This window comes from Streptomyces cinereoruber (assembly GCF_009299385.1).
GTDB lineage: Bacteria > Actinomycetota > Actinomycetes > Streptomycetales > Streptomycetaceae > Streptomyces > Streptomyces bikiniensis.
In genome coordinates this window covers 350,367-373,045 of record NZ_CP023693.1, presented here as the reverse complement: position 1 = coordinate 373,045, position 22,679 = coordinate 350,367, and the positions used below count along the sequence as shown (strand labels likewise).

The 22,679-nt window shown below is 72.9% G+C and carries 17 protein-coding genes and 1 pseudogene; 8 read left to right on the top strand and 10 right to left on the bottom strand.

All coding sequences use genetic code 11. The features are described 5' to 3' along the window. Positions 1-16: 16 nt before the first annotated feature. Positions 17-502 (bottom strand): annotated as a pseudogene (locus CP977_RS01735) (erythromycin esterase family protein); the annotation flags it as partial. A 456-nt stretch (positions 503-958) separates the two neighbouring features. Between CP977_RS01735 and CP977_RS01730 the strand changes: the two are divergent. Together CP977_RS01730 and CP977_RS01725 are read left to right on the top strand one after the other, a co-directional pair. Continuing rightward, positions 959-1,153 carry a hypothetical protein gene (locus tag CP977_RS01730; RefSeq protein WP_152369480.1) on the top strand — a complete coding sequence of 65 codons (195 nt, stop codon included), beginning with the start codon at positions 959-961 and terminating at the stop codon, positions 1,151-1,153. Positions 1,154-1,200: 47 nt separating this feature from the next. Then, positions 1,201-2,733, top strand: coding sequence for a serine/threonine-protein kinase (locus tag CP977_RS01725; protein ID WP_229991511.1), 1,533 nt, complete (start codon positions 1,201-1,203; stop codon positions 2,731-2,733). A 111-nt stretch (positions 2,734-2,844) separates the two neighbouring features. Here the strand turns inward: CP977_RS01725 and CP977_RS01720 are convergent, their stop codons facing one another. Then, entirely contained in the window at positions 2,845-3,075 is a 231-nt protein-coding gene (locus tag CP977_RS01720) for a hypothetical protein (RefSeq protein WP_062760937.1), read from the bottom strand. Between the two features lie 92 nt (positions 3,076-3,167). Between CP977_RS01720 and CP977_RS33960 the strand changes: the two genes are divergently transcribed. Together CP977_RS33960 and CP977_RS01710 are read left to right on the top strand one after the other, a co-directional pair. Beyond that, entirely contained in the window at positions 3,168-3,320 is a 153-nt protein-coding gene (locus CP977_RS33960; protein WP_162603098.1) for a hypothetical protein, read from the top strand. A gap of 1,077 nt (positions 3,321-4,397) precedes the next feature. Then, positions 4,398-5,261, top strand: coding sequence for an SDR family NAD(P)-dependent oxidoreductase (locus CP977_RS01710; protein ID WP_062760935.1), 864 nt, complete (start codon positions 4,398-4,400; stop codon positions 5,259-5,261). Positions 5,262-5,541: 280 nt separating this feature from the next. On the opposite strand, the gene CP977_RS01700 is transcribed toward CP977_RS01710, so the two are convergent. Both CP977_RS01700 and CP977_RS01690 read right to left on the bottom strand, forming a co-directional pair. Next, on the bottom strand, positions 5,542-5,829 hold the full coding sequence (locus CP977_RS01700; protein WP_152369479.1) for a hypothetical protein: 288 nt from the start codon (positions 5,827-5,829) through the stop codon (positions 5,542-5,544). Between the two features lie 914 nt (positions 5,830-6,743). Further along, the gene (locus CP977_RS01690) at positions 6,744-8,966 is read right to left on the bottom strand and encodes a helix-turn-helix domain-containing protein (RefSeq protein ID WP_062760931.1); all 2,223 of its coding nucleotides are present in this window, start codon (positions 8,964-8,966) and stop codon (positions 6,744-6,746) included. Between the two features lie 337 nt (positions 8,967-9,303). Between CP977_RS01690 and CP977_RS01685 the strand changes: the two genes are divergently transcribed. Next, positions 9,304-11,040: an immunity 49 family protein gene (locus tag CP977_RS01685; RefSeq protein ID WP_152369478.1), complete on the top strand. Its 1,737-nt coding sequence runs from the start codon at positions 9,304-9,306 to the stop codon at positions 11,038-11,040. A 100-nt stretch (positions 11,041-11,140) separates the two neighbouring features. Here the strand turns inward: CP977_RS01685 and CP977_RS01680 are convergent, their stop codons facing one another. Next, a complete protein-coding gene (locus CP977_RS01680) occupies positions 11,141-12,247 on the bottom strand; it encodes a winged helix DNA-binding domain-containing protein (RefSeq protein ID WP_062760925.1) in 1,107 nt (368 codons plus the stop codon). A 225-nt stretch (positions 12,248-12,472) separates the two neighbouring features. Here CP977_RS01680 and CP977_RS01675 point away from each other — a divergent pair, with 225 nt between their 5' ends. Then, positions 12,473-13,069, top strand: a complete 597-nt coding sequence (locus tag CP977_RS01675) for a DUF2165 domain-containing protein (RefSeq protein ID WP_152369477.1) — start codon at positions 12,473-12,475, stop codon at positions 13,067-13,069. Between the two features lie 682 nt (positions 13,070-13,751). On the opposite strand, the gene CP977_RS01665 is transcribed toward CP977_RS01675, so the two are convergent. Together CP977_RS01665 and CP977_RS01660 are read right to left on the bottom strand one after the other, a co-directional pair. Then, a complete protein-coding gene (locus CP977_RS01665; protein WP_152369476.1) occupies positions 13,752-14,687 on the bottom strand; it encodes an AraC family transcriptional regulator in 936 nt (311 codons plus the stop codon). Between the two features lie 52 nt (positions 14,688-14,739). Further along, on the bottom strand, positions 14,740-15,666 hold the full coding sequence (locus CP977_RS01660) for an NADP-dependent oxidoreductase (RefSeq protein ID WP_062760921.1): 927 nt from the start codon (positions 15,664-15,666) through the stop codon (positions 14,740-14,742). 1,324 nt (positions 15,667-16,990) lie between these two features. Here CP977_RS01660 and CP977_RS01650 point away from each other — a divergent pair. Together CP977_RS01650 and CP977_RS01645 are read left to right on the top strand one after the other, a co-directional pair. Further along, positions 16,991-17,467, top strand: a complete 477-nt coding sequence (locus CP977_RS01650; protein WP_152369475.1) for a hypothetical protein — start codon at positions 16,991-16,993, stop codon at positions 17,465-17,467. A 216-nt stretch (positions 17,468-17,683) separates the two neighbouring features. Beyond that, positions 17,684-18,832, top strand: a complete 1,149-nt coding sequence (locus tag CP977_RS01645) for a hypothetical protein (protein WP_062760917.1) — start codon at positions 17,684-17,686, stop codon at positions 18,830-18,832. Between the two features lie 27 nt (positions 18,833-18,859). Here the strand turns inward: CP977_RS01645 and CP977_RS01640 are convergent, their stop codons facing one another. The 3 genes from CP977_RS01640 to CP977_RS34665 all read right to left on the bottom strand — a co-directional run bounded on the left by CP977_RS01640 (position 18,860) and on the right by CP977_RS34665 (position 22,315). Beyond that, positions 18,860-20,395, bottom strand: coding sequence for a serine/threonine-protein kinase (locus tag CP977_RS01640; RefSeq protein WP_109186222.1), 1,536 nt, complete (start codon positions 20,393-20,395; stop codon positions 18,860-18,862). Next, the gene (locus tag CP977_RS01635; RefSeq protein ID WP_152369474.1) at positions 20,392-21,186 is read right to left on the bottom strand and encodes a serine/threonine protein kinase; all 795 of its coding nucleotides are present in this window, start codon (positions 21,184-21,186) and stop codon (positions 20,392-20,394) included. The genes CP977_RS01640 and CP977_RS01635 overlap by 4 nt, the downstream gene beginning before the upstream one ends. Before the next feature lie 307 nt (positions 21,187-21,493). Continuing rightward, a complete protein-coding gene (locus tag CP977_RS34665) occupies positions 21,494-22,315 on the bottom strand; it encodes a hypothetical protein (RefSeq protein WP_229991512.1) in 822 nt (273 codons plus the stop codon). Between the last annotated feature and the right edge of the window lie 364 nt (positions 22,316-22,679).

The following is a 22,679-nucleotide window of genomic DNA, read 5'->3' as shown; positions in this document are numbered from 1 at the left end:
CGGCGAGCGCCTTCCGCTCGTCCAACGGCTTCGACAGGTAGTCGTCGACGTACGTCCCGGCATCGGTGAAGGGCCGCAGGTTCCGGTACAACTCGTGCGTTTCCGCAGCGAGTTCGGGTCGTACCGCCGTCGCGTAGGCGTTCACCGCGTCGTACAGCCCGGCACCGGCGAAGCCGTTGTCGTCGCCGATGAAACGGACCGGGTTTTCGGGGTGCTCGACGTTGTAGGCGCGTATCCACTGGAGCAGGTCGCGGTACTCGGCGTTGTTCCACCACCGACAGGTTCCCCGGAACTCCTCGTCCGTGATCCGCTTCAAGTCGCCCTCGCCGCGCAGGAGGCAGGCGTCGAGCCTCAGTCGGGTGCTCCACGGCGCTTCCAGGGCGAAGGCCCGGAAGCCCTTCTCCTCGACCAGGTGCCTCAGGACGCGCTGCTTGACGGTGAAGAACTCGTGCGAGCTGTGGGTGGCCTCGCCCAGGCCCACCACCGGGGCGTCACCGACCATCCGGCCGAACGGGCGAAGGTCGGCCAGACCGCCGTGGGGCTCGGTGGTGCGCAGCGGGCGGGCCGCCCGGCCGAGGGCCGCCTCGGGGGAGCGGAACGCCGCGGTCGCGGTCTCCTTCGGGCCCGTCGGCGCGGCGGCGTCGGTGGCGGCGGGGAGCACCGGCACGGACGCCGTCCTCGCTCTCCGCGCCGGCTTCGCCGGAGTCCGGGCGGCCCACGACGGAACACGGCGCGGGACGACCGACGGCTGCTGTCGGCGGATTGCCGCAAAGTCCCTCTGTCCCGGTGCGGCGGCCGATAGCTTGAGGAGGCCGACGAGCGGCGCGGGGGAGGGACGGACGTATGGGGCGGGGCGGACCGGAGCCGTCGGACTTCCTGGGTTTCTCGCTCACGAACGGTGTGCACGGACCCCTGCTGTACTTCGGCCTCCCCGACGGCGGGCCGGCCGAGTGCGGCGATGCCGACGTGGCCCTCCGGCCAATGGCGCGGACCGGCACGCCGCACCCGGATGCGCGGCGGCGATCACGACACCCTGGCCGTCGAACAGCACGCCCACCAGGTGTCGCCGGCCGTCATCGGCACCGTCCCGGTCGTGCCCGGCCCGTCCCGGTCCGTCGTTCCCGTGCAGGCGTTCCTGAGGGGCGGCCGCTGAACGCGGCCGGGCACCGAGAACACCGGCCGCGATCCGGTGGGTGAGCCGTGACCGGTTCCGACGAACGGCCCCGCCCCACGCCCCCACCGCCGCAGTACGACGGCGTGGGCCCCTTGCGGGCCGGCCGGGATCCTTCGCGCATAGGAGGCTACGAACTCGTCGGCCGGCTCGGCGCCGGTGGCATGGGCGAGGTGTACCTGGCCCGGTCGGCGCGGGGAGACCTGGTGGCGGTCAAGGTGATCCGCGAGGAGATCACGGGACACCCCGAAGCCCTGCTCCGGTTCCGGCGCGAGGCGGCCACCGTCCGGACGATCCGTGACGCCCGCACCGCGCGCCTGGTCGACGCGTCGCTGGACGCGCCGCCGTACTGGCTGGCCACCGAATACGTGCCGGGCCCCACGCTGCGTCAGTCGATCGGAGCGGAAGGCCCCCTCCCGGCGGCACGGGTCCGGGAACTGGGCGCCGAGCTGGCCCGCGCCCTGACGGGCGTCCACGCGCACGGCGTCACCCACCGGGACCTGAAACCGCAGAACGTGATCCTCGGTCCCGACGGCCCGCGACTGATCGACTTCGGCATCGCCCGCGGCACGGACGACACCCGGCTCACCGCGACCGGCACGGCGCCCGGCACCCCCGGCTTCACCGCACCGGAGGTCCTGCTGCGCAACGAGGTCTCTCCCGCGGCCGACGTGTTCGCGCTCGGGGCGACGATGGCGTACGCGCTGACCGGACGGCCCCCTTTCGGCGGCGGCACCGCCGAGGCGGTCTCCTACCGCGCCGTCCACGAGGACGTCGACCTCGAAGGAGCGGCCGACGACGACCCGGAACTCGTCGCCCTGGTACGGGCCTGTGTGGCGAAGGACCCGGCCGGACGACCGACACCGGCCCACGTCGTCGCCCGCTGCGAAGGCCCGGGCGACACCCTGATCAAGACCTCGCCCGCGGGGGCGCGGCAGCGGCGCCTCCCCCTGAGGAGGGCGGTGGCCGCGGCACTCCTGTCGGCCGTGGTCGCCACCGCCGGCGTCACCGCGACACGGTGGTGGGCGGACAACGACGGCGAGAACGGCGCCCGGGCCCCGGAGCCCGGCGGCGGGCCGACCGGTACGAGCGCGGGCGGCTGGACCCTGGAGGGAAGCTGGAGCCTGGACGCCGGGCCGGACCCGGCGCGGGACGGCGCCGTCGAGGACGTCCGCTGGAGACTCTCCACCGACGTGGAGGAGGCGCGCATGGGGATCGGGAACTGCGACCGTCCGCCCCAGGGGCCCGCGCAGGGCTCGGCGTCGACGTCCGTCTCGTACCGCAGCGGCGCACGGACCGCGGACGTGCGCCTGTCGGCGGAGGGCGCCGGACCGTACCGGGTCGTGGTGGGAGTGAAACCACCGGGGACCGAAGGATTCGGTCACACATCCGCACCGGTGCGCGTCACCTCGAAACGCGCGGCGCTCGTCTACCCCGCCGACTTCGCCGGGGCGCCGGCGGTGACGGCGGCCGGCGACTGGACGGTCGTCTTCTACCAGGTCGAAGGCGATGACCGAAGCCGCTGGCGCCGCCTGGGCTGCACCGGGTTCCACGCTCGCTGACGGCTCGCACCGTACCGGCTCAGGCGCCTTCGGGGCCGGGCACGTCCACCGGTCGGCGTGCACCGCGCCGACGGTCCGGTGGTACGAGTGCGCCGACTGTGCCGGGCGAGGTCACCGGGGTTTTCTGTTCGGCACGTACTCCCCGCACGGGCAGGCGCCGCTCGGCGTGAGCTCACCGACGGGGAAGTCGTCCCCCGTGCACGCTCCAGTGCCGTCCCTGTGGTCGTAGCTCTGGTGTCTGCAGGTGCGGCACCACTGCTTGGGCGCTCCGATGACGAGCATCGGGAGGAGGGAGACGAGCAGGAGCCCTGCGAGCACGCCGATGAGAACGAGGAATTGCATCAACGAATCAACCTCCTTTCCTTGAAGTTAAGTTGGCGGGAGGAATCATTGTGCGCCCTGCGGGTCGCCGGGGCGTGGTCGAGGAGGCGGACGTGGTGGTCACCGTAGTGCTGGCAGTCGTCATCCCGGTCGGTCTGCTGGCGCTGGGAACGGGTGCCTACTTGCTGTGGGTCCGCTTCGGGACACAGGAGCCGTGGCGGCACGGCGGTGGTGGGGACTCCGGTGACACCTGGGGCGGTGCGTAGACCGGTCGTCCGGAAGGGGGTGGGCGTGACCGGGGTCCTGCTGACGCCCGGGGGCCGGGCGGGAGGTGCCGGAGCGGGGGAGACCGTATCGGCGGGTGCCGGGAGGGCCAGGTACGCGGCCGCGGAGGCTCCCAGTGACGCGCAGGCGACCCGGCGCACCCGCCGCGTCCCCCAGCTCCGCCCCTCCGGGGGCGCGTCACGGCGCAGGTGCCGATGGGTGACGAGGGCCGCACGCGCGGCGAAGACGGCGCGCAGCCGCGAGCCGCCCCTCGGGACGGGCCGGGGGGAGCCCTCACGGGAACCGGGCCGCTGTCCGGACGGCCCGCCGGGTCTCGCGGCGAGCAGGGCGGACGTACACGTTCCGAACCACTCCCGGAAGGACCTTCATGTTCGGTTCGAAAGCGGTCGGTCGCCGTACGGCACGAGCCGTGGCCGTCGGCGTCCTCCGCCGATGGGCACTGGCGGCGGCCCACTGCGTGCGGGGGACGGCCCGAAGCTGGAGGGCACCGTCCGGATCGGCGGTGCGAACCGGAAGTCCGGAGGGACGCTCCGGGCCATCGAGCGCACGGTCGTTCATCCCGGCTACGCGAACGGCGACGGAACGGCCCCCAACCGCAACGACATCGCGCTGGTCCGTCTGGGCACCGGATCTGAGCCGTGGGGTCTTCTCGTCCCGGGCTTCGCGGCGAAGCCGCTGCGGACTGCCGGCCGAGAACGGAGGAATCGAAACGGCACCGGGTCGTCACTCGTCTTCGTGACGTTCCCTTCCCTCCGGTCCTGCTGCGGGGCAAGGGCTTCTTCGGCACGTGGCCGGTCAGCACCTGTCCGTCCACTGGCGGTCCCGGGCCCCGAAGACGAACCGGAACCGGGGCCGGAGGGGGGGCGAGAGGCACAGGTGCAGCACGGGGCGTCCCGCACACCCGGACGTGCCGGGCACGCTCCTCCCGTGCGCTCGCGCGCCCCCGCACGGGCATGGCCCGCCACGCCGGGTGACCCCATCATGAGCACGGGAACCGGGGTGCGGGCGACGCCGCACCCCGGACGAGAACCGGCGGCGACGCCACACCAGGAGGACGCATGGGACAACGCTGGTTGGTGACCGGATGCTCGTCGGGTCTCGGCCGGGCTCTGGCGGAGGCGGCGGCCGCCGCCGGGCACGAGGTCGCGGTCACCGCCCGCAGCACCGCGACACTGCGGGAGACGGCCGCCCGCCACCCGGGGCGGATCGTGCCGATTCCGCTCGAGCTGCACGACGCGTCCCAGTGCGAGGAGGCCGTCCGCCACGCCACCGCACGGCTCGGCGGCATCGACGTCCTGGTCAACAACGCCGGAGCGGGACTGTTCGGCGCCGTCGAGGAGGTCTGCGACGCCGAGATCCGCGATCAGCTGGAAACGCTGCTGATCGGTCCGTGGCGGCTGGTCCGCCTCGTCCTGCCGGGCATGCGTGCCCAGGGGCACGGCCACATCGTCAACGTCTCCTCGCTCGCCGGCCGAATGGCCTTCCCGGGACTCGGCGCCTACGTCGCGGGAAAGTTCGCGCTGGAGGGAATGAGCCAGACGCTCGCCGCCGAGGTCACTGCCCTCGGCATCCGGGTCACCGTGGTCGAACCGGGCGGCTTCGCCACGCGCTACGGGTCCTCGCTCAGACGGTCCGCACGGCGGATGCCCGAGTACGCCGCCGCGACCGCCGGGATGCTGGACGGACTGCGCGGCATGGCCGACGACGCGGCCATGGGCCGGCCCGAGGACTTCGCGGCCCGGGTGCTCGCTCTCGTCGCGTCGGAGGGCACCACGCCGCTGCGGGTCCCGATCGGCCGGGACGCCTTCCTCTACCTCGAGGCCGTGGAACAGGCGACCCGCGACGAACTGGCCGCCGCCCGCGCCCTGGCGGACGCGCCGCCGCCCCCGGCGCTGGAGGACGCCGCCCACGACCCGGTGTGACGCCGGCGTCGACCCCTGCCGGACCGTTGACGCCCGGTCGGGCGTCGAAGTGAGGAACCCACGGGAGAACTCCGACACGGCAGCGCGCCTTCACGCCGAGTGCTTCGGGGGACACCGGCCCACCAGCACGGTCATGGGCGTTTCCGATCCGGCGCTGCCGGACCGGCTCGTGGAGACCGGCGCGCTCGTGTGCCTCGACGCGAAGCCGTGGGCGGGAGGCCGCCCCGACCCCTTGCGGCGAAACCGCTTCCGGGTTCACCGACGCCGCCCGTCCGTGCGTTCAGCAGGCCCTCGCGGCTGTACGGGGAAACGGCTCGGTCTGCGCCACCCGGACGCGGTGCGCCAGCCGACGGGCGGCGTGCACACTGCGACGCGCCAGGCAGAGTTCGCCCGCCGGAACGTGGCAGGTCGGGCAGGGGTCGGCGAAAGCGCCGTGCCGGAACTGGCGGTGCGTCTCGTAGGTGGCGTCCAGCATCGCATCGAGCGCCGAGGACGGAAGAGCGGCGGAAGCGCGGGTGGCGGTGCGCACCGGCCGGTGGGGGAGGGGCAGGACCGTGGTGGAACTCATGACGGGCATCTCCTCGTACGGCATGGGTGCGAGGCCGTGGGCTCTCGCACTCCGTGTGGTGAAGGGCGGCGATTTCTCCTGCCTACCCGCATCGCCTCGGCTCAGACGCGACACCGCCGACCGCCTTCCGTACGGGTGCGGGCCTCGCGCGGCACGACGACGCGGCGCAGCGGACGCGGGAGATCGAGGAGGGCGACGCGGCCCGCACGAGCGGTCGAGCCGGCCCCGTACGACGTCGCACCGGCAGAAGTGCGCGAGGCGGTACTTCTGCCGGTGCGACTGCATGGTCCCGCTCCTACCGGTCGTGTTGGCTGGAGGCACCGGGGGGCGGACCGGGCCGTGACCGCTCCGCGACCCCGGCCACCGAACCGCTCTTCCGGTCCCCGGCGCAGCCCCTCGCGCCGAGGACCGCCTCACCTCTGGAACCGACGTGCGTATAACTGATCATTTCAGAATGGATTGCCTGGCCAGAGAGTTGCACACCGTGATGATGCGAACCGGTCCGGGGAGCGGGGGGCGGGGACACCGGACGACGCGGTGGCGGCTCCTGCGGGAAGACGTCCTGATCGGCGAGCTCAGTGAGTACGGCTGTGATCGGCCGTACTCACTGGCGCACTTCACCCCGGGGCCCGGCTGGGAGAACGTGAGGCCGTTGTTCGAGGCGTGGGCGGCCCGCAGGGGGACCGACCCGGACGGGGCCGCGTCCGCCGCCCCGACCGGACCGTTGCGGGATCTGGGGCTCAGACTGGCTCCGGTCGACGGCAGGCGGCCTCCGTTGCGGCTCTTCAAGGACTGCACGGTGCGCATCGACGGTTCCGAGGCCCGCCTCCGCCACTGGCACGGGAACTGACCGCCCGTCTCCCGACGACGGGTTCCACCGGTCCCGGACACGTCCGGGTGCCGGTCGTCCCGTTTCACGCGCGCGTGGTGAGCCTCGTGACCGCCGCGTCGTATCGTGCCCGCAGCCCCGTGTCCTCCGAGACCTTCAACAGGACGCCGAGCGCTCGTACCGCGCCGTCCTCGTAGCCGGAGGACTCCGCCTCCCGGGCCGCGAGATCGAGCTGCTCGATGCCCTCGGCCTTGTCGCCGAGGCCCAACAGCGCCTCTCCTCTCACCACGAGCAGCAGTATGCGGGGGATGTCGGCCGTGCCGGACCGATCGTCGAAGGCCAGTGCCTCGGTCGCCGTGTCGAGGGCCTCGCGCCACTTCCCGGCGTCGGCCCGATGACGGGCCAAGTGCTGCAGGGCCAGTCTTTCGATGGTCCGGTCGTCAGCCGCGCGAGCCAGTTCCACCGCCCGCTCACACCCGCGCGCGGCCTCGTCCAAGTCTCCGAGCGCCGCCTGCGCCATGGCCAGGACGAGCAGGGCGTTCGCCTCGGCCACCGGGTCGCCCGTCCGGGAGGCGAGCGCGGGGGCCGCCCTCAGACGGGCCAGCGCCTCCTCGATGCGCCCTTCCTCGATCAGCACCCAACCGAGCACGTTCAGCACGCGTGACTCGCCGTGCTGATCGGCGTCGGTCCGTGCCGACCGGAGGCCGGTCTCCAGGAGTGGGACCCAGCCGTCCCGTACACGCCACACGATCAACGGCCACAGCGTCATGACGACCCGCCAGGCCCTGTCGTGCAGTCCCGCGGCATGCGCCGCGGCCACCGCCGACACGAGGTCGTCCCTCTCCACCGCGTACCAGGCCACGGCGGCGGCCCGATCACCGAACTCCCGCACGACGGCGGGCGGCAGGTAGTCCGCCGGCAGGGGAAAGCACTCCTCGTTGCCGGGCTCGGCCGCCGCCACGGCCGCGAGGCCCGTGGTGACGTAGTAGTCGAGCAGGCGCTTGAGCGCTTCGGGCGCGACCTCCAGGCTCCGCGCGTAGAGCCGCACCAGATCGTGCATGGTCCATCGGCCGGGCGCCGTCTCCGTGACGAGGTGCGCGGCGGCCAGCTTCTCCAAGGCGGCTTCGGCGGCCGGGGGATCCGTATCCGCCAGGGCTGCCGCCGTGTACCGGTCGACGTGCGTACCGGGGTGGCGGCCGAGACGGGCGAACTGCCGCGAGACGTCCTGAGGAAGCTGCTGCAGCGACACGCGCAGTGCCGCCCGCACGCCGGTGTCCTCCACGTCCAGCAGGCTCAACCTGCGCGTCTCGTCGGACAGTTCGGCCGCCATCGTCTCCAGGGACGAGCCGGGCCGTTGCGTCAGCCGGGCGGCCACCACCCGCAGCGCAAGGGGCAGTCCGTCGCACAGCTCGGCCAGCCGCCGCGCGGCCGCCGGCTCCGCGGCGACCCGTTCCCTGCCCAGCACCGCGGCGAGCAGCATCGTGCCGTCCTGCGGGCCGAGCACGCCCACCGCGACGGGCCGAGCGGTGTCGGTGACGATCAGCCCCGGCAGCCGGTGCCTGCTGGTGACAACGGTCACGCAGCGTCGGCCGCCCGGAAGGAGCGGCCTGACCTGCTCGGAGTTTCGCGCGTTGTCGAGGACCACGAGGAGTCGGCGGTCGGCGGCGAGGGACCGGAACAGAGCGGCCGCGCCGTTCTCCGACTCCGGTATCCGGTCGAGCGGCACACCGAGCGCCGGCAGGAACTCGCGCAGCACCTCCATGAGCGTGGGCTCGCCCGTGCCGCCGAAGCCCCGCAGGTCGGCATAGAGCCGCCCGTCGGGAAATCCGGCAGGGCCGCAGTGGGCCCAGTGCAGTACGAGGGCCGTCTTTCCGACCCCCGCGGGCCCGACGACCAGACATACGGGCGCCTCGCCTTCGGCCGCCCGGGAGAGGGCGTCGAGTTCCGCCGCCCGTCCGTGGAAACCACGCGGTGCGCGCGGCAGCAGATCGGGCGCGGCGGCCTGACCGACGGCGTCCGGCACGAACGCGGGTGACGGCGAACTCCCAGTGCGGGCCTTCCTGGGGCGGCCCGAGCTCGCGACGCGTTCCAGTTCCCGCGCGACGGCCTCGTCCAGGCCGAGGGCCCCGGCCAATGCCTGTACGGTGCGACGCTGGGGCCCCCGGGAGTGTCCGCGCTCCATGTACGACAGCGCCCGCACGCTCACCCCCGCGGTGTGTGCCAGCTCCTCCTGGCTCAGACCGGCCTCCGTCCGCAGACGGTGCAGAAGCGTGCCGAAGCCGCCGTCGACCGGTGTACCGCTCTCCATACCCGCATATCCCCTGGTCAGTGCGGTGCGACCGAAACGCCGCACCCCGCCTGCAAAAGTATGCACGAACTACTTTTGCAGGCGAAGCGCGCTGTCCCCCGTCCCGGGAACCGGCCCCGCACCGTACGGCGACGGGCTCCACGTCCTCCCCGGGCTCCCGTGAGCGGAGTGACGAAGGTCCCCTCGGCACGCCGCGAGCACCCGCCGCGCCGGGCCCCGGGGCCACGCGGCACGGCAGAGGGGACCGCGGTCGCACCACCGGCCTGTCAGAGCCCGCACCTAGGCTGTTCCAGAGAGTCGATCAAGGAGCGGAACAGTGCGAATAGAGCGTCACCAGGTGGGCGGAGCAGCCGTGTCGGCAGCCCGTGAGGACTTCACGAACCGCATCGGGCGTCGGGTGCACTCCATGTCGAGGGCCGGCCGGATGGCCACGTACGAATGGCAGTGGATCGCCGACGAGTTCCTCGACTACCTGGGCGCCCTTTCCCTCACCACCCCCGACCTCGACACTCCGGAGGCCAAGGCCGTCCTCAAGGACGCCTCCGAAGCCGCGGCCGGCGCCGTCGCCTACGCCGCGTACCACCCGCACTGCACGTTCGACGTCTTCCTGGACTACGTCAACTTCGGCATGAGCTACGACCCGGGTGACGACGCCCCCGAGGAAACGGTCACACCCGGGGAGTGGATCCGGGCACTGTGCCTGGCGGCGCTCCGGGACAAGGCGAAGTGGCACGGCGAAGCCTTCCACTTCGCGCGGCAGAAGTTTGCCGCGCGGACGCAGGGAACCCCCGCCGGCGAGCTCGCCACCGGGCTGGCGGCCGTGATCCTGGACGACACCGGCGACGACGAGGAGTACCCGCCGAGCGCCCGGGCCAGGCTCGCCGCCGTCGACGCGGCCCTGGAGCGGATCCGGACCCGCGCCGGGGAGACCGGTGAGCCCCTCCTGGACCGGCCGGACAGCGCGGCGCTGCAGGCCCTGCGCGCCCTGGCCGCCGAGGACCGGGGCGCCTTCGGCGAGGCGCTGGCCGACGTCCTGACCCGGCACGCCGCCCTGCACGGCTCGACGACCTCCCCGCGCAGTCTCCTTCCGCTCGTCCCCATCGCCCTCGCCGCGCTCGCGTACCGCACGCTGGGCTGGGTGCCGGCCGTGAGCAGCGACTACCTCCCGCACGCGCTGGTCACCGGTTTCGAGACCCGGGGGCCTCGGGTAGCGGGACTCGGCCGTGAGCGGCGGCCGGACGCTGTCGCCGCGCTTGCCGCGGGCCCGCTGGTGGTGGAGCGGCCGGCCTGCGAGCGGGACGGGATCCCACGGATCGAGGCCGTGTACGAGGAAGACCTCGCGGAAGCGTTCACTCCCGTGGACGGCGAGCCCCTTGCCGTCTGGCGCCTGGGCAGCGTGCTGGAGGACCAGAAGCGCCTGTTCCTGTGGCGGGAGGGGAACCCGGGCGACGTCGCGGACAAGCAACTCGCCACTCTTCGGCTGGCCTCTCGGACGGGGGCGGCCCTGTTCCGCATCGCGCTGGCGGAGCCGGGCACCGAGGTCGAGGTGTCCATCGCCGGGCGCCCGCTGCGCTACCCGGCCCGGCGCGGCGACGAAGCAGGCGCCGGATACTGGCAGACGGCCGTCGCCTTCGCCCTGATCACCGGCGCGCGCGAAGACCTCGCTCCCCTGGTCCTCACCGGCCCCGCCTTCGCCCGCCCGGACGGCTCCGCGTTCGCCGCGTACCGCGAGGCCCTCCACGCCTACCTGACGGGCGCCGGGTCCGAGGCGGCCGTGCAACGGGCACTGCGAGAGGACGAGAAGGCCAAGGACCGGGGCTTCGCGATGCCGCCGGCCGTACTCCTGTCGCAGCTCGTGGAGGGTGACGAGGAGAGTTTCAACCTGGCCCTGGCCGACGCGCTCGAAGCCCACCGGGCCCACTACGAGGTCGCCGACCGCGCCGACTCTCCCGAAGCCTCCGTCAACCTCGACGTCCTCGCGCTCGCCTGCCACGCCCGCCGCCGGGGCTGGGCCGTTCGCGTGGAGTCCCCTTACCTGCCGCGGTACCTCCTGCGGGCCGCGGAACCCTTCTGAAAGGACGTTCCTTCCCCTTTCGCGCGTTTGGCTCCCCCCTCCACGACGTCTTCGCCCCCCTGGTCCGCGGCCTCGTCCGGGCGGCCCCGTTGCGGGTGGTTCAGTCGAAGCGGACGGAGAGGATGCCGTCGGGCGCGGCGGTGAAGGCGAGGAGTTCCTCGCCTTCCTGAACGAGTGCGTCGCGCTCTTCCCGCGTCAGCGGTGCGAAGGGCTCCAACACGAGGACAGCCGTCTTGCCCTGTTGTTCGATCCGCCAGATGCCTCGGACGAAGCCGTCCACGAGGAAGGTCGCCCGGATCAGGCCGTTGCGGGTGAAGACCAGCCGGCGCTGCTCCTCGGTGAGGATGCGGCCACGGTCGGCATGGGACAGCAGGATGTTGTCGAACTCGGGTAGGTAGCGCACCGGGACGGACAGGTCGGGGTCGGGCAGCGGCGCGTCCGGCACGTCCAGGAGCTCCACGCCGTTCTCGTCGCGAAAACTGCGCAGCCGCGGACGCAGTCGGCGTACGGACTCGGTGATCCTCGTCATTCCCGACCAGGTCTGCACGTCCTTGACGGAGGCCGGGCCGAACGCCGCGAGGTAGCGCTCGACCAAGGCGTCCGGGGACGGCTCGGTCGCCGGAGGACGGCCGAGCCAGGACCGGGCCGTCGTGTGCACCGCCTGCCCGCTCTCGCCCCAGAGGCCACGCGGTGGCACCTGAACGAGTGGTGTCAGGTTGCGCACGGCGTTGGCCAGGGCGAACGGGTCGCGCTCTGGCCAGCGGTCCGCGAGCCGGGTGCCCAGACCGCTCAGTGTGAGGGGTTCTTCCTCGACCAGCTTTCGGCCCGTCTCCACCACCTCCGCCAGATCGAGCCCTTCGAGCTTGCGTCCGAAGGTGTTCTTGAGGCCCCGGGCGAGAGCGTCGGCGAGAACCGGCCTCAGGGCCAGGCAATCGTCCGCGGTGACGAGGTGGATCGTGCCACGCATCAAGGCGACCCGCACCACCGCGCGGCTCCGCACGAGCCCGGCGAGGTCCTCGACGCCGAAGCCGGACAGCCGGGTCCACAGCCCGATGTAGGGCGGGTCGGGCGCCTGGGCCTGCATGCCGACCAGGTGCGAGATCGCTGCGACGGGCGTCGTCTCAACTCGCTCGGTCAGCATCTGGCGGGCCAGCAGGCTTCTGTTGAGCGCTCTGCGGTCCAGCACGCTCGGGTCCCCCGTCGTCATGAGGCGGATCCTCCCATCTGGATCGCACGACGCGGTCACCGGGCCCCGGTGCCCGCGCGGCATCGCCCGGCGCCACGACGGGACGGAGGCGCGTGCCCATGCCGTCGGCCCTCGGCACGCGGGGAAATCGCCGCGTGGCGAAGCGGCTGGGAGCCGTGCGGGCGGGGGAGTAATGCCAGGACCCGCGGCTCGAACGTCCGCGGGACGACGAAGGAGGGCACATCCATGACACGGTCTCACCGGCAGAACGACACCGGCTCCGGTGCTCCTCCCCCGGGAGCGGCCCCGGTCGGCCGGCGGGGCCGGCTTCTCCGGCTGGGCGCGCCGTCCGTCGCCGCAGCCGCGCTCACGGCGACCGTCGCGCTCCACATGACCCTGGTCGCCTTCGGGAACATCACGGACTTCGGGACCAACCAGCAGTTCGTCCAGCACGTCCTGAGCATGGACACCACGTTCGAAGACCCCGACCTGATGTGGCGGGCGGTCGAGTCGCCCGGTCTGCAGAACGCCGCCTATGTCGCCGTCATCGTCTGGGAGACGCTGGCCGCAGTGGTCCTCCTCGCCGCCACCTGGTTCTGGATCGAGGGGTTGCGCCGCGACGCGTACGACCGTGCCCGCGCGGCGAGCACGGTGGGCCTGGTGATGGTGCTGCTGCTCTTCGGGGCGGGGTTTCTCGCGATCGGTGGCGAGTGGTTCGCCATGTGGCAGTCGTCCGACTGGAACGGCCTGGACGCCGCAGCCCGCAACGTCGCGCTGGCCGCCTTCGCACTCCTCGTCGTGCACCTGCCCGGTGTCCGCCGGGCGGACACCGAACAGACCTGACGCCTCCCCCGCCGAAACGGAGGCGGAAGAGGCGGGCCGCATCGCCCAACGCTTCCCGAGCCTGAGCGCGACTTGCCTTCGAGCGGACTCGAAGCCCTGGCGTCGGGGACGTGACCACGACGAACGAGACGAAGACATGGATCGTCACGGACGCGAGTTCGGGCCTCGGCCCGGCACTCGCCGAGGCGGCACTCGCGGCCGGCGAACACGTGACCGGCACCGCGCGACGGGCCGACCGGTTCGACGGGCTCGATGCGCGGTACGGGGCCGGCTCCTCGCCGTCGAGCACGATGTGCGCGACACCGGGGGAGCGGCCGCGGTCGTGCAGCGGGCGCTGGAGGTGTTCGGGCGGGTCGACGTGCTCCACACGGTGCGGCAGAGCCCGGTCTACGACGAGGTCGTCGGCGCCGTGCGCGCGAACATGGCCGAGGCCGACGGCGTCCAGGAGGGCGACCCGACCCGCGCCGCCCGAGTGATCCGCGACGTGCTCGACGCTCCCGACGCGCCGCTCCGGCTTCCGCTCGGTGCCGAGGCGGTCCGCAACCTCACCCGCGTCTGCCGTGGGGCGCTCGACGACGTCGGGAAGTGGGCGTCCGTGAGCGGGTCGGCGGACTTCCCGGGCATGCCGCCCGCGGACCGGTGCGAGGCAGGCGGGACGGGTGCGGGCGATCGTGACCGCGGGTCAGGCCGCGCGCGCCTCACGCCGGTAGCCGCCCGGGGCCTGCCCGTACTCGCGCTTGAAGGCCTTGGCGAAGGCGTACTCGGAACCGTAACCGGTGCGCGCGGCGACCGTGGACAGCGGGGCCTCGGACTCCCGGAGGAGCCGTGCGGCGGTCGTCATGCGCCAGCGGGTCAGGTACGCCATGGGCGGCTCGCCGACCAGGTCGTTGAACCGGCGGGCGAAGGCCGCGCGGGACAGGCCCGCGCGGGCGGCCAGCGACTCCACGGTCCACTGGGCGTCCGGCTTCGCGTGGATCGCCGCCAGGGCCGGCGCGACCCCCGTGTCCCCGAGCGCGGCCGCCCAGCCCCCGGCCTGCGCGGCCGGACCCTGTTCCAGCCAGGCGCGCAGGATGTACAGGAGCAGCGAGTCGATCAGCGCGGGCACGATGCCGGCCGAGCCCGGCCGCGGCCGCTCCAGCTCCGCGCGCAGCAGCAGGACGGCGGAGGCGAGTTCGGGATGCCGGGCAGGGTTCGCGGGCAGATGGATGATCTCCGGCAGCTGTCGTACGAGGGGGTGGGGGCGGGCCTGGTCGAGGTGGTAGTTCCCGCAGAGCAGGTTGGTGGGCGCGCCGTCGCCGCCGACGGTGACCGTGCCGAGCGGGGAGCCGGGACTGAACTGCGACTCCCGCTCGACCTCGGCCGGGGTGTCGGGGTGGTCGGCCAGGATGTGACCGCGCCCGTCCCGCAGGAAGACCACGTCACCCGGTCCGAGCGGAAGGGGCGGCTGCGACGCGGTGTCTTCCAGCGGGACGAGCCAGCAGGTGCCCGACAGCACCACGTGGAATCCCGCCCCGGCCACGGGCGGCAGCCTCAGCCCGAAGGGCACACGTCCGGTGGTCCGTACGGAGACCGGCCGGCCGGTGCGCATCGAGGCCAGCACCTCGGTGAGGATGTCCAACTCGTCTCTCCGCAGATCTCCCGGTCTTCCTTCGCACTCTAACCCGCCCTGCTCAGGCCACGGTCAGGACGACCTTGCCGCGGGTGCGGCCCGAACCGACCAGTTCGTGAGCCTTCGCCGCCTGTTCGAGCGGGAGCGACGCGGAGACGTGCGGGCGGATGCGGCCCGCGTCGATCAGGACCGCGATCGCCTCCAGGGAGGCGTAGTCCGGTTCGACCGAGATCCCGGCGAAGTGGCGTCCCTCGTCCTCGATGCGGGCGGCGAGCTCGGTGTTCCAGTGCTCCATGATGCTGACCAGGGTGCCGCCGGGCTTCAGGACGCCCAGGGCGCGCTCGCCCTCGGAGCTGGAGTCGAAGACGACGTCGATGTCCTTGACCGCTTCGGTGTAGTCGGTGGTGCGGTGGTCGATGACCTCGTCCGCCCCGAGTTCGCGGACGAGGTCGTGGTTGGCGGCGCTCGCCAGGGCTGTGACGCGGGCGCCGTGCGCCTTGGCGATCTGCACCGCGAAGTGGCCGACGCCACCGGCCGCCCGGTGGATCAACACCCGCTGCCCTTCGGCGATCCGGGCGGCGTCGACCAGGCCCTGCCAGGCGGTGAGGGCGGCGAGCGGCACGGCGGCGGCGTGCACGTGGTCGAGCGTCGCGGGCTTGCGCGCCACCTGGCGCGAGGGCACCGCCACGTAGTCGGCGTAGCCCGTGGCGGCTCGCGGGAAGAACGGCATGCCGAAGACCTCGTCCCCGGGCTTGAAACGGGCACCGGGCCCGGCCTCCTCGACGACACCGGAGATGTCCCAGCCCACACCGAACGGAGGCTCGCCGAGCAGCGGGTAGGCACCGGAGCGCACCGCCACGTCGATCGGGTTGACGCCGCTCGCGTGCACGCGGACGAGGACCTCGCCGCCGAGCGGGGCGGGCTTGTCCCTCTCGGCGAGCTCCAGGACCTCGGGGCCGCCGAAGGACTTCTGGATGACGGCACGCATGGTGAACTCCCTTTCGCAGTGGTGGTCTCGGGGCGAGCGCCCCTCGTCTGCCTCCACGTTAGGAAGATCGAACGAGCCGCTGAATATCCTCCGGTCTCAGAAAGATGTCCGAGCGTCCACAGTCGGATGAGGACCAGCACCGCAATCCGGGCCGCCGCGTACGAGTGGACCCGTGCCCGGGCACTGCGGGGGCTGCTGCGCGCCGACGAGGGCCCCGTCACCCTCTTGCCGGTGGTCCGGATCGCCGAGGGCGCCGTCGCGTGCCGCGGCGACGCGCGCGAGGACCCGGCACGGCCGAGCCGAGCAAGCAGGGACAGTCCAGGATTCTTCGGGGCGAAGGCCGCAGGACCGGCCCCTCGCCGCCGGATCGCCGGGGCGCCGGAGCGCCATCCTGCTTGCGAAGCGGACTCGGGGAAAGGAAACCGGTGTCCCGGGCGGCCCGCACAGAGCGCACAGTGAACCCGGCCCACGAGCCACCCCTCTGCCGAACGGCCCCTCTCGCGCGACGACCACCCCTCTCGAACCTCCGACCGCGCGTGTGCCCGGGCGGGTCTGGACCGTCCGGCTGACCGGTCACAGCGACCGCACCGCGAGCGTCACCTGCACTTCGCCGTGCAGGATGCCCGCCCGCTCCCGCGACCTGACCGCCTTGCGCGCCTTCGCCGCCCGGCACGCCGCCGCCCACGCCAAGGCCGCCGTCGTCCGGCCCGACGCCACCTGCCACTGCCGCGCCGAACGCTGCGAAGCGCACTCGAGGGAGAAGACGCCGTGCGCGGGCGGGAGGCTGCTGATCCTGCGCCACGACCCGGTCGCCCGAGCGGCGGGCGGTCGAACGGGAACACGCCTCGTTGGCCGGCGCCCTCGGCTGCCTGCCGATCCACCACCCGCCACCCGGACCGGTGAGGCCCCGGCGGCGGTGGTCCCGGGCAACCCGGGCCATCCCGTCCGTCCGCCGGCCGTTTCCGGTGGATTCCCCGGCGGTGGCCGGGCACGGATCGCGACAGACAGCGACCGTCGAGGCTTCCAGCCCCAAGAACCTGTCGGAACGCCGACCACCTGGATCGGGCGTCCTCGGAGCACAGGCCGGCAGGCGAGCGGTCGCACCCGTACCGCGCCGGCGGCCGTGCCGCGACCCTGACAGCTGTCAGGGTCGCGACGTCCCTGGTGCGGCCTACGCTTCGAGACGCCGGCTCGGGGGAGTTCTCGGCGCCGCGGCATTCGGGGCAGGAGACATGAGCGCTCCGGTCGGGTGACAGCAGCAGCACGGGCGACGACGTCTCGTCGCCGGAACGGCTGCACCGGTTGCGACTACAGAGGAGAGCAAATGGGATTGAGGACGCTCAAGAAGCGGGCGGTCGCGATGGCCGTGACGATGACCGCCGCGGTTCTTGTGCCGCTGGCGGCGCAGGCACCGGCACAGGCGGCACCGAACGTGGCGTCCGGAACGGCCGGATGGACACCGGGGATCTACCCGCTGTTCTCGGGCGAGTGGGTGAAGCGGGACGTGTCGGGCGCCCAGCGGGACAGTGAGCTGCTCATGTGCTCCCTGGCGTCCGGGATCGCCTGCGTGGCGATCGGCCAGGGCGACGGCAAGCACAGCATCTTCCACCTGTTCAAGTGCGATACGCGATCGCTCTCGAACTTCATCGACGCGCTCTCCGTTCGCAACAACCAGACCGGTGGAGCCCAGGTCCGCTTCTGGGGTCCGTCCACACCCACGTACACCGCCTACGCGGACGGGAAGATCTACAACTTCCCGGACCAGGCGACGTACGGCTTCGACCGCCTCGACATCTGCTGAGGACACGTCGACCCGGGCATGACGATCGTGCTGCCCGGGTCGGACGCCTTCGCAGACGGCTGCGGAGCGACGGCCGTCCCACATCAACGCCTGTCGAGGATCAGGAACGGGCGATGACGTGTGATGCGACGTTCCGGAGGGGCCGGGCGACGAAAACCGCGGCCGAGCCACACCACGTCCCCTCCTCGACCCGATCGACCCAAGGGAGCGCTACTCGTGAAGCTCCGTCTTCTCGCCGTCGTCGGACTGTTGCTGATCGGCGGCGCGGCCGGCCCCGCCGTCGCGGGCACCCCGGCCGGGCAGCCCGTGCAGTCCCGTGCCGCAACCGTCGACGTGCCCGCCGGCGTCAGCGCCGGGGTCGCCGTCTTCGACCGGCGGACCAACACCTTCACCGAGCAGCTGAACCCGAGCACGGGCTTCCGCTCCGCCTCGGTCGTCAAGCTGCTGCTGGCGCTCGACTACCTGTGGAACCGGGGCCCCGACTACACCGTCCCCCCGACCGCCCGGGCATGGCTGGAGCCGATGCTGCGCAGCAGCAACGACGACGCGGCCAACACCTACTGGTCGGGCAACGGCGGCACGACGATCATCACCCGTATGGTGAGCCGCCTCGGCCTCGCGGACACGGCACCACCGCCCACCGGCTACGAGGGGTACTGGGGCTACACCGCGCTCTCCGCCCGCGACACGGTGACGATCTACCGTTACCTCCTGGACTCGGCACCCGCCCCCGTGCGCGACTTCGTGATGGGGAACCTGCGCCAGTCCACCCGCTGCGCTTCGGACAGGTTCGACCAGCACTTCGGCATCGCCGGGGCGTTCGAGAAACCCTGGGCGGTGAAGCAGGGCTGGGCGGGATCCTCGTACGAGAAGGGCACCTGCGGCCCGCCGCGCGTCGCCGCCGCGACGGGCACCGCGAGTCCGCCACCCGCCGCTGCCGCGGGCGTGGACCTGACCCGACCCGCGCTGCACAGCACGGGCACCGTCGGCGCCGGTGACCGCTCCATCGTGGCCGTCTTCACGCTGCATCCCGTCGGCACGTCGTACGGGAAGGCGTACACGGACATCGGCCGGTTGACCCGCTCGCTGAACGTCCCCGGAGCCGCGCGGCCCGCGGGATGGTGGTACGGCACGTGGAGCGACCACGTGAACGTCCGTCCCACCCCCGGCACGGGCGCCTCGCCGATCACCCAGCTCCCCGCGGGCGTCGAGGTGCTGGTGGGCTGCCAGGCAAGGGGGGAGCGGGTCAGCGTACCGCCGTACACCAACGAGTGGTGGGCGTACCTACCGCAGTACAACGGCTGGATCTCCAACATCTACGTCGATTCGCCCGACAACAAGATGCCGGACGTCAGGGACTGCTGAACGGCGTCGGGCGACGGTTCCGCCACCTCACCGCTCGTAGGCGGCCAGGTGGCGGAGCACTTCCTCGACGTGGGGCCGCACCCGTTCGGGGACGCCGCCCTCCGTGATGACCGTGCGGTCGCTCGTGCGGTAGCCGGCCGCCATGAGTGCGGGAAGGTTCTCGGTGGGCATGCCGGCCTTCTTGAACTGCTGGTTGAGCCAGCAGACGTACAGCGACATCGTGGAGATCGCGTCCGGTGGCGACCTGTAGTCCTTGTCGCCGTCGCCGTCGCCGTCGACCGCCCAGGCCCGGAACACCGACGGCGTCCACATGGCGATGCCGTACTCCTCGCTCGCCGGGCGGGCCGCGTTCACGTCGAAGTTGCTCTCCGCCTTGAGCATGGCGGCGAGGAAGGCGGCCGTGACCTCCGCGTCGGTGCAGCGGTGGGCGGCCTTCACGATGACCGGGCGCAGTGCTTCGGGGACGTCGGAACCCTCCGCGAGCTCCCCGGCGGCCGGGCCGCGCGCCTCGGTGACGACGGCAGGCGTGCCACGCGCATCGTCGTCGTCCCCACGTCCACCGCCCCCGAGCAGCGCGGCCCCGGCGACGGCGGCCGACACCGCGGCGAGCGCCACGGCGGCGACCGGCGGCAGCCGGTGTCGGCCACGCGGCCTTCCCAGCAGCTCGATCCGGGCGGAGAGGCTCGCGGCGGTGTGGCGCAGGCGGCCCGCGTGGTCGGGTGTCAGACAGTCCCCGATGAGCAGGCGCCAGTTCTCGTCGAGTCCGGCGTCCAGGCGCAGCGGCGTGGTGCCGCGGGCGTAGGCCTGGGCGGCGAACGAGCGGGCACGCGCGGTGGCACCGGGGAACGGGTGCAGGCCGCCGGTGAGCACCTGGTGGGCGAGGACGCCGAAGGCCCAGATGTCGGCGGTCGGCCGTACCACCGTCCCGCCGGCTCCGGTGCGCTGGGACCACCATTCGGGCGGCACGTGGTCGAGCGTGCCGAGCGGTGGCAGATAGGCGTGGGTGCCCTCGAGTTCGGTGGCCAGGCCGAAGTCGGCTAGCCAGACCGCCCCGTCCGCGCCCAGCAGTACGTTGGCGGGTTTGAGGTCGCCGTGCACCCAGCCGGCGCCGTGCATGTGGGCGAGCCCGGCGGCGACGCCGCACAGGATCCGCACGGCGTCCGGGATCGGTCCGCCCGTTCCGGCTGTGTCCAGTCTCTGCCGCAGACTGGCCTCGGCACGATCCATGACGAGCGCGATCGCCCCGTCCAGCGCGGGCAGGTCCGGCGCGTCCACCGTGCACACGGCATGCGTCCGCACGAGGTGCGGATGGTCCGCCTCGGCACTGAACCGCGCCTCGCGCGCGACCAGCTCACCGAGTGCGGCACGCTGACCGGGCGCCAGGGCACCGGTCGGCAGCACCTTCACCGCCGCGATCGTGCCGTCCGCGACCGCGTGGGCCTCGTACACGGTCCCCCAGCCGCCCGACCCGATGACGGCACCCAGCTCCCAGCCGTCGATCCGGAAACCCGTCGGCAGGCGCGGCATTCCGAGGGCGCCCTCCTCGACGCCTGACGTGCTCACGCACCGCTCGTCTGCAGCACGGGCCGCCTGCGGGACGGCAGCAGGGCGAGGTGCTCCTCGCGCACCAGGCCGAAACGCAGGGCGAGCGAGACGAGCCGGACACGTTTGGCGCCCGTGCGGGCGCTGCCGTCCGCTCCGGACCGGTCGCCGACGTCCAGACGCAGCTTGGCGAAGGCCAGGTAGTCGATGTGGTAGTTCACCGCGGAGCGGGTCAGGCCACGACAGCTCTCCAGCGGGCGGAGCCTCTCCGCGACGTCCCCGGCGCTCGGCAGCGCGCCGTCCGACGGGTCGCGCAGCCGCGGCTCGCACAGGGCCACCAGCACCAGGAAGTACTTCGCCGTCGCATCGAGCGCGTAGGGGTGCACGGTCGAATCCCCCGCGCCGGGCGAGGACCGTCCGTCCAGATAGGCGTGCTGCGGGGCGAACACCTTGAAGGCGACGGTCCCGGACAGCGCGGGCAGGACGACTCGGGAGAACTCGAAGGGGACCGGTGCTCCGAGCCGTCCGGGCGCGACGCTGATGTACTCGCCGGCACCCTCCAGGTTCTCGACCGCGTACGCGGTGCCGCGGCTGAAGTTCGACAGCCGCCAGTAGTCCTCGGCCGCCTCCAGGCGTCCTGCACGCCGGGAGATCCCGGGATCAGGCAGGACGATGGAGACCTCCTTGTCGCCGGGCACCCCGCGCCCGAAGTCGGCCACGTCGCCCGGCCCCATGCGCAGCAACCCGTTTCCGGCCGGGCCGTCTCCGCCCGGTCGTGACGGGTCGGGCGGTTGCACGATGATCGTCTCCATGTCGATTCCCCCGATGTGGTGGTCATGATCGCAGAAGTGGTTCCGGTTGCCGGCGCCCCGGCGCCTCCGCACCGGGCGAGGCGTGTCTCCCGGTCGCGGTCGCCGCTCCGCCACCCTGCCCGTCCCAGCCGTGAAGGCGCCACTGGACCGTCCGCTGCGCTGCGCCGGTACCTGGTCAGAAGCCGCACGGGTGGCGTCGTTGTCCACGCGCGGCACCGCATGCGGGCAGCTTCCAGGGACGAGAGCGCGAAGCACGTCCCCTAGGACGATCCGTCGGCCGTCCGGGTTCCCGACGTTCGAGCGGCTGCTACCCGTCCCGCCAGGCGCTCACGGTCCAGAAGACCGCGAAGCCCGTCCACATGACGGCGAACACCCAGATCGCGGGATGGCCGCCGAACAATGCCATGGTGCCGAGCCAGCCGACTCCGAAGGCCACGAACAGCAAGCCGAAGCCGGTGAAGGAGAAGAGGCCCGAGAGCCGCCCGCTCAGCGATGCCCACGCGCCGCCCACCAGGCTCAGGCAGCCCAGCGCGAGCCACGGGAGAACCGACTGCTGCGAGGAGGGCGCATAGGAGTCGACGTGGCCGCGAACCCTCAGCTCCACGACCTCCCCCTTCCACAGCCGGACTTCGGCGCGGTCGTCCTTCCCGGCGTCGTCGTACGTCTCCGACCCCACGTCCAGCCAGGCCGTGCCCCCCGGCCACCGCACCTTCAGGTCGTAGTACCTCGTACAGGTCGTACCGCCGCCTCCACCGCCCGCGGTGGTCACCCCGCCGGCCGTCACGCCGCCCATGGTGCCACCGGCGGTGTTCATACCGCCTCCGGCGGTGATGCCTCCGGTGGTGACGCCCCCCGTCGTGCCGCCGCTCGTGCCGTCGGACGTACAGCGCTCACCCGTCCGCCGGTCGAGCACCGTGCCCGCCTCGCGCCGCACGCACGGTTCCCCCTCGTCCCCGCTCCCGCTCCGGCAGACCGGTGCGTCGCGGTACTCCATGGTCGCTTCGTAGCCTTCGGCGACCTGCTGACCGCACAGCAGGACCACCCATCCGGCCGCGAGGACGAGCAGCCCCCGTAACCAGCGAGGCAGCCGCTCGCGGCGCCAGACGTTGCCGTACCCCCTGCTTCTCACCCAGTCGTGATTCCCGTTCGGCCGAGCCCCCATGCGCCGCCCCCGCCACGGCGAGCAGATGACGACCCGGCCGCGCAGCACTCGTGGCGTCCGGCGAGCCGCTCACCGCAGGGCTCCTGCCCCTCACCCCCGGCGCTCGACCGCAGCCTCGAACAGGTCCCACCGACACTCGTACCGGACGTACGGGTGAGACGGGCCGAGCCGCGCACAGCCCCTTGATGCCCGTGCACTTCTCCGGCCGGCCGGCATGCTCGTGCGGGGCGACCACGCCGGTGGGCCGACGACCTCGAATCCACTTCCACGGGCCCTCGGCACCCGTACGGAACCCGGCGAACGGCTCGGCCGCCGCAGGCTGATGAGCTCG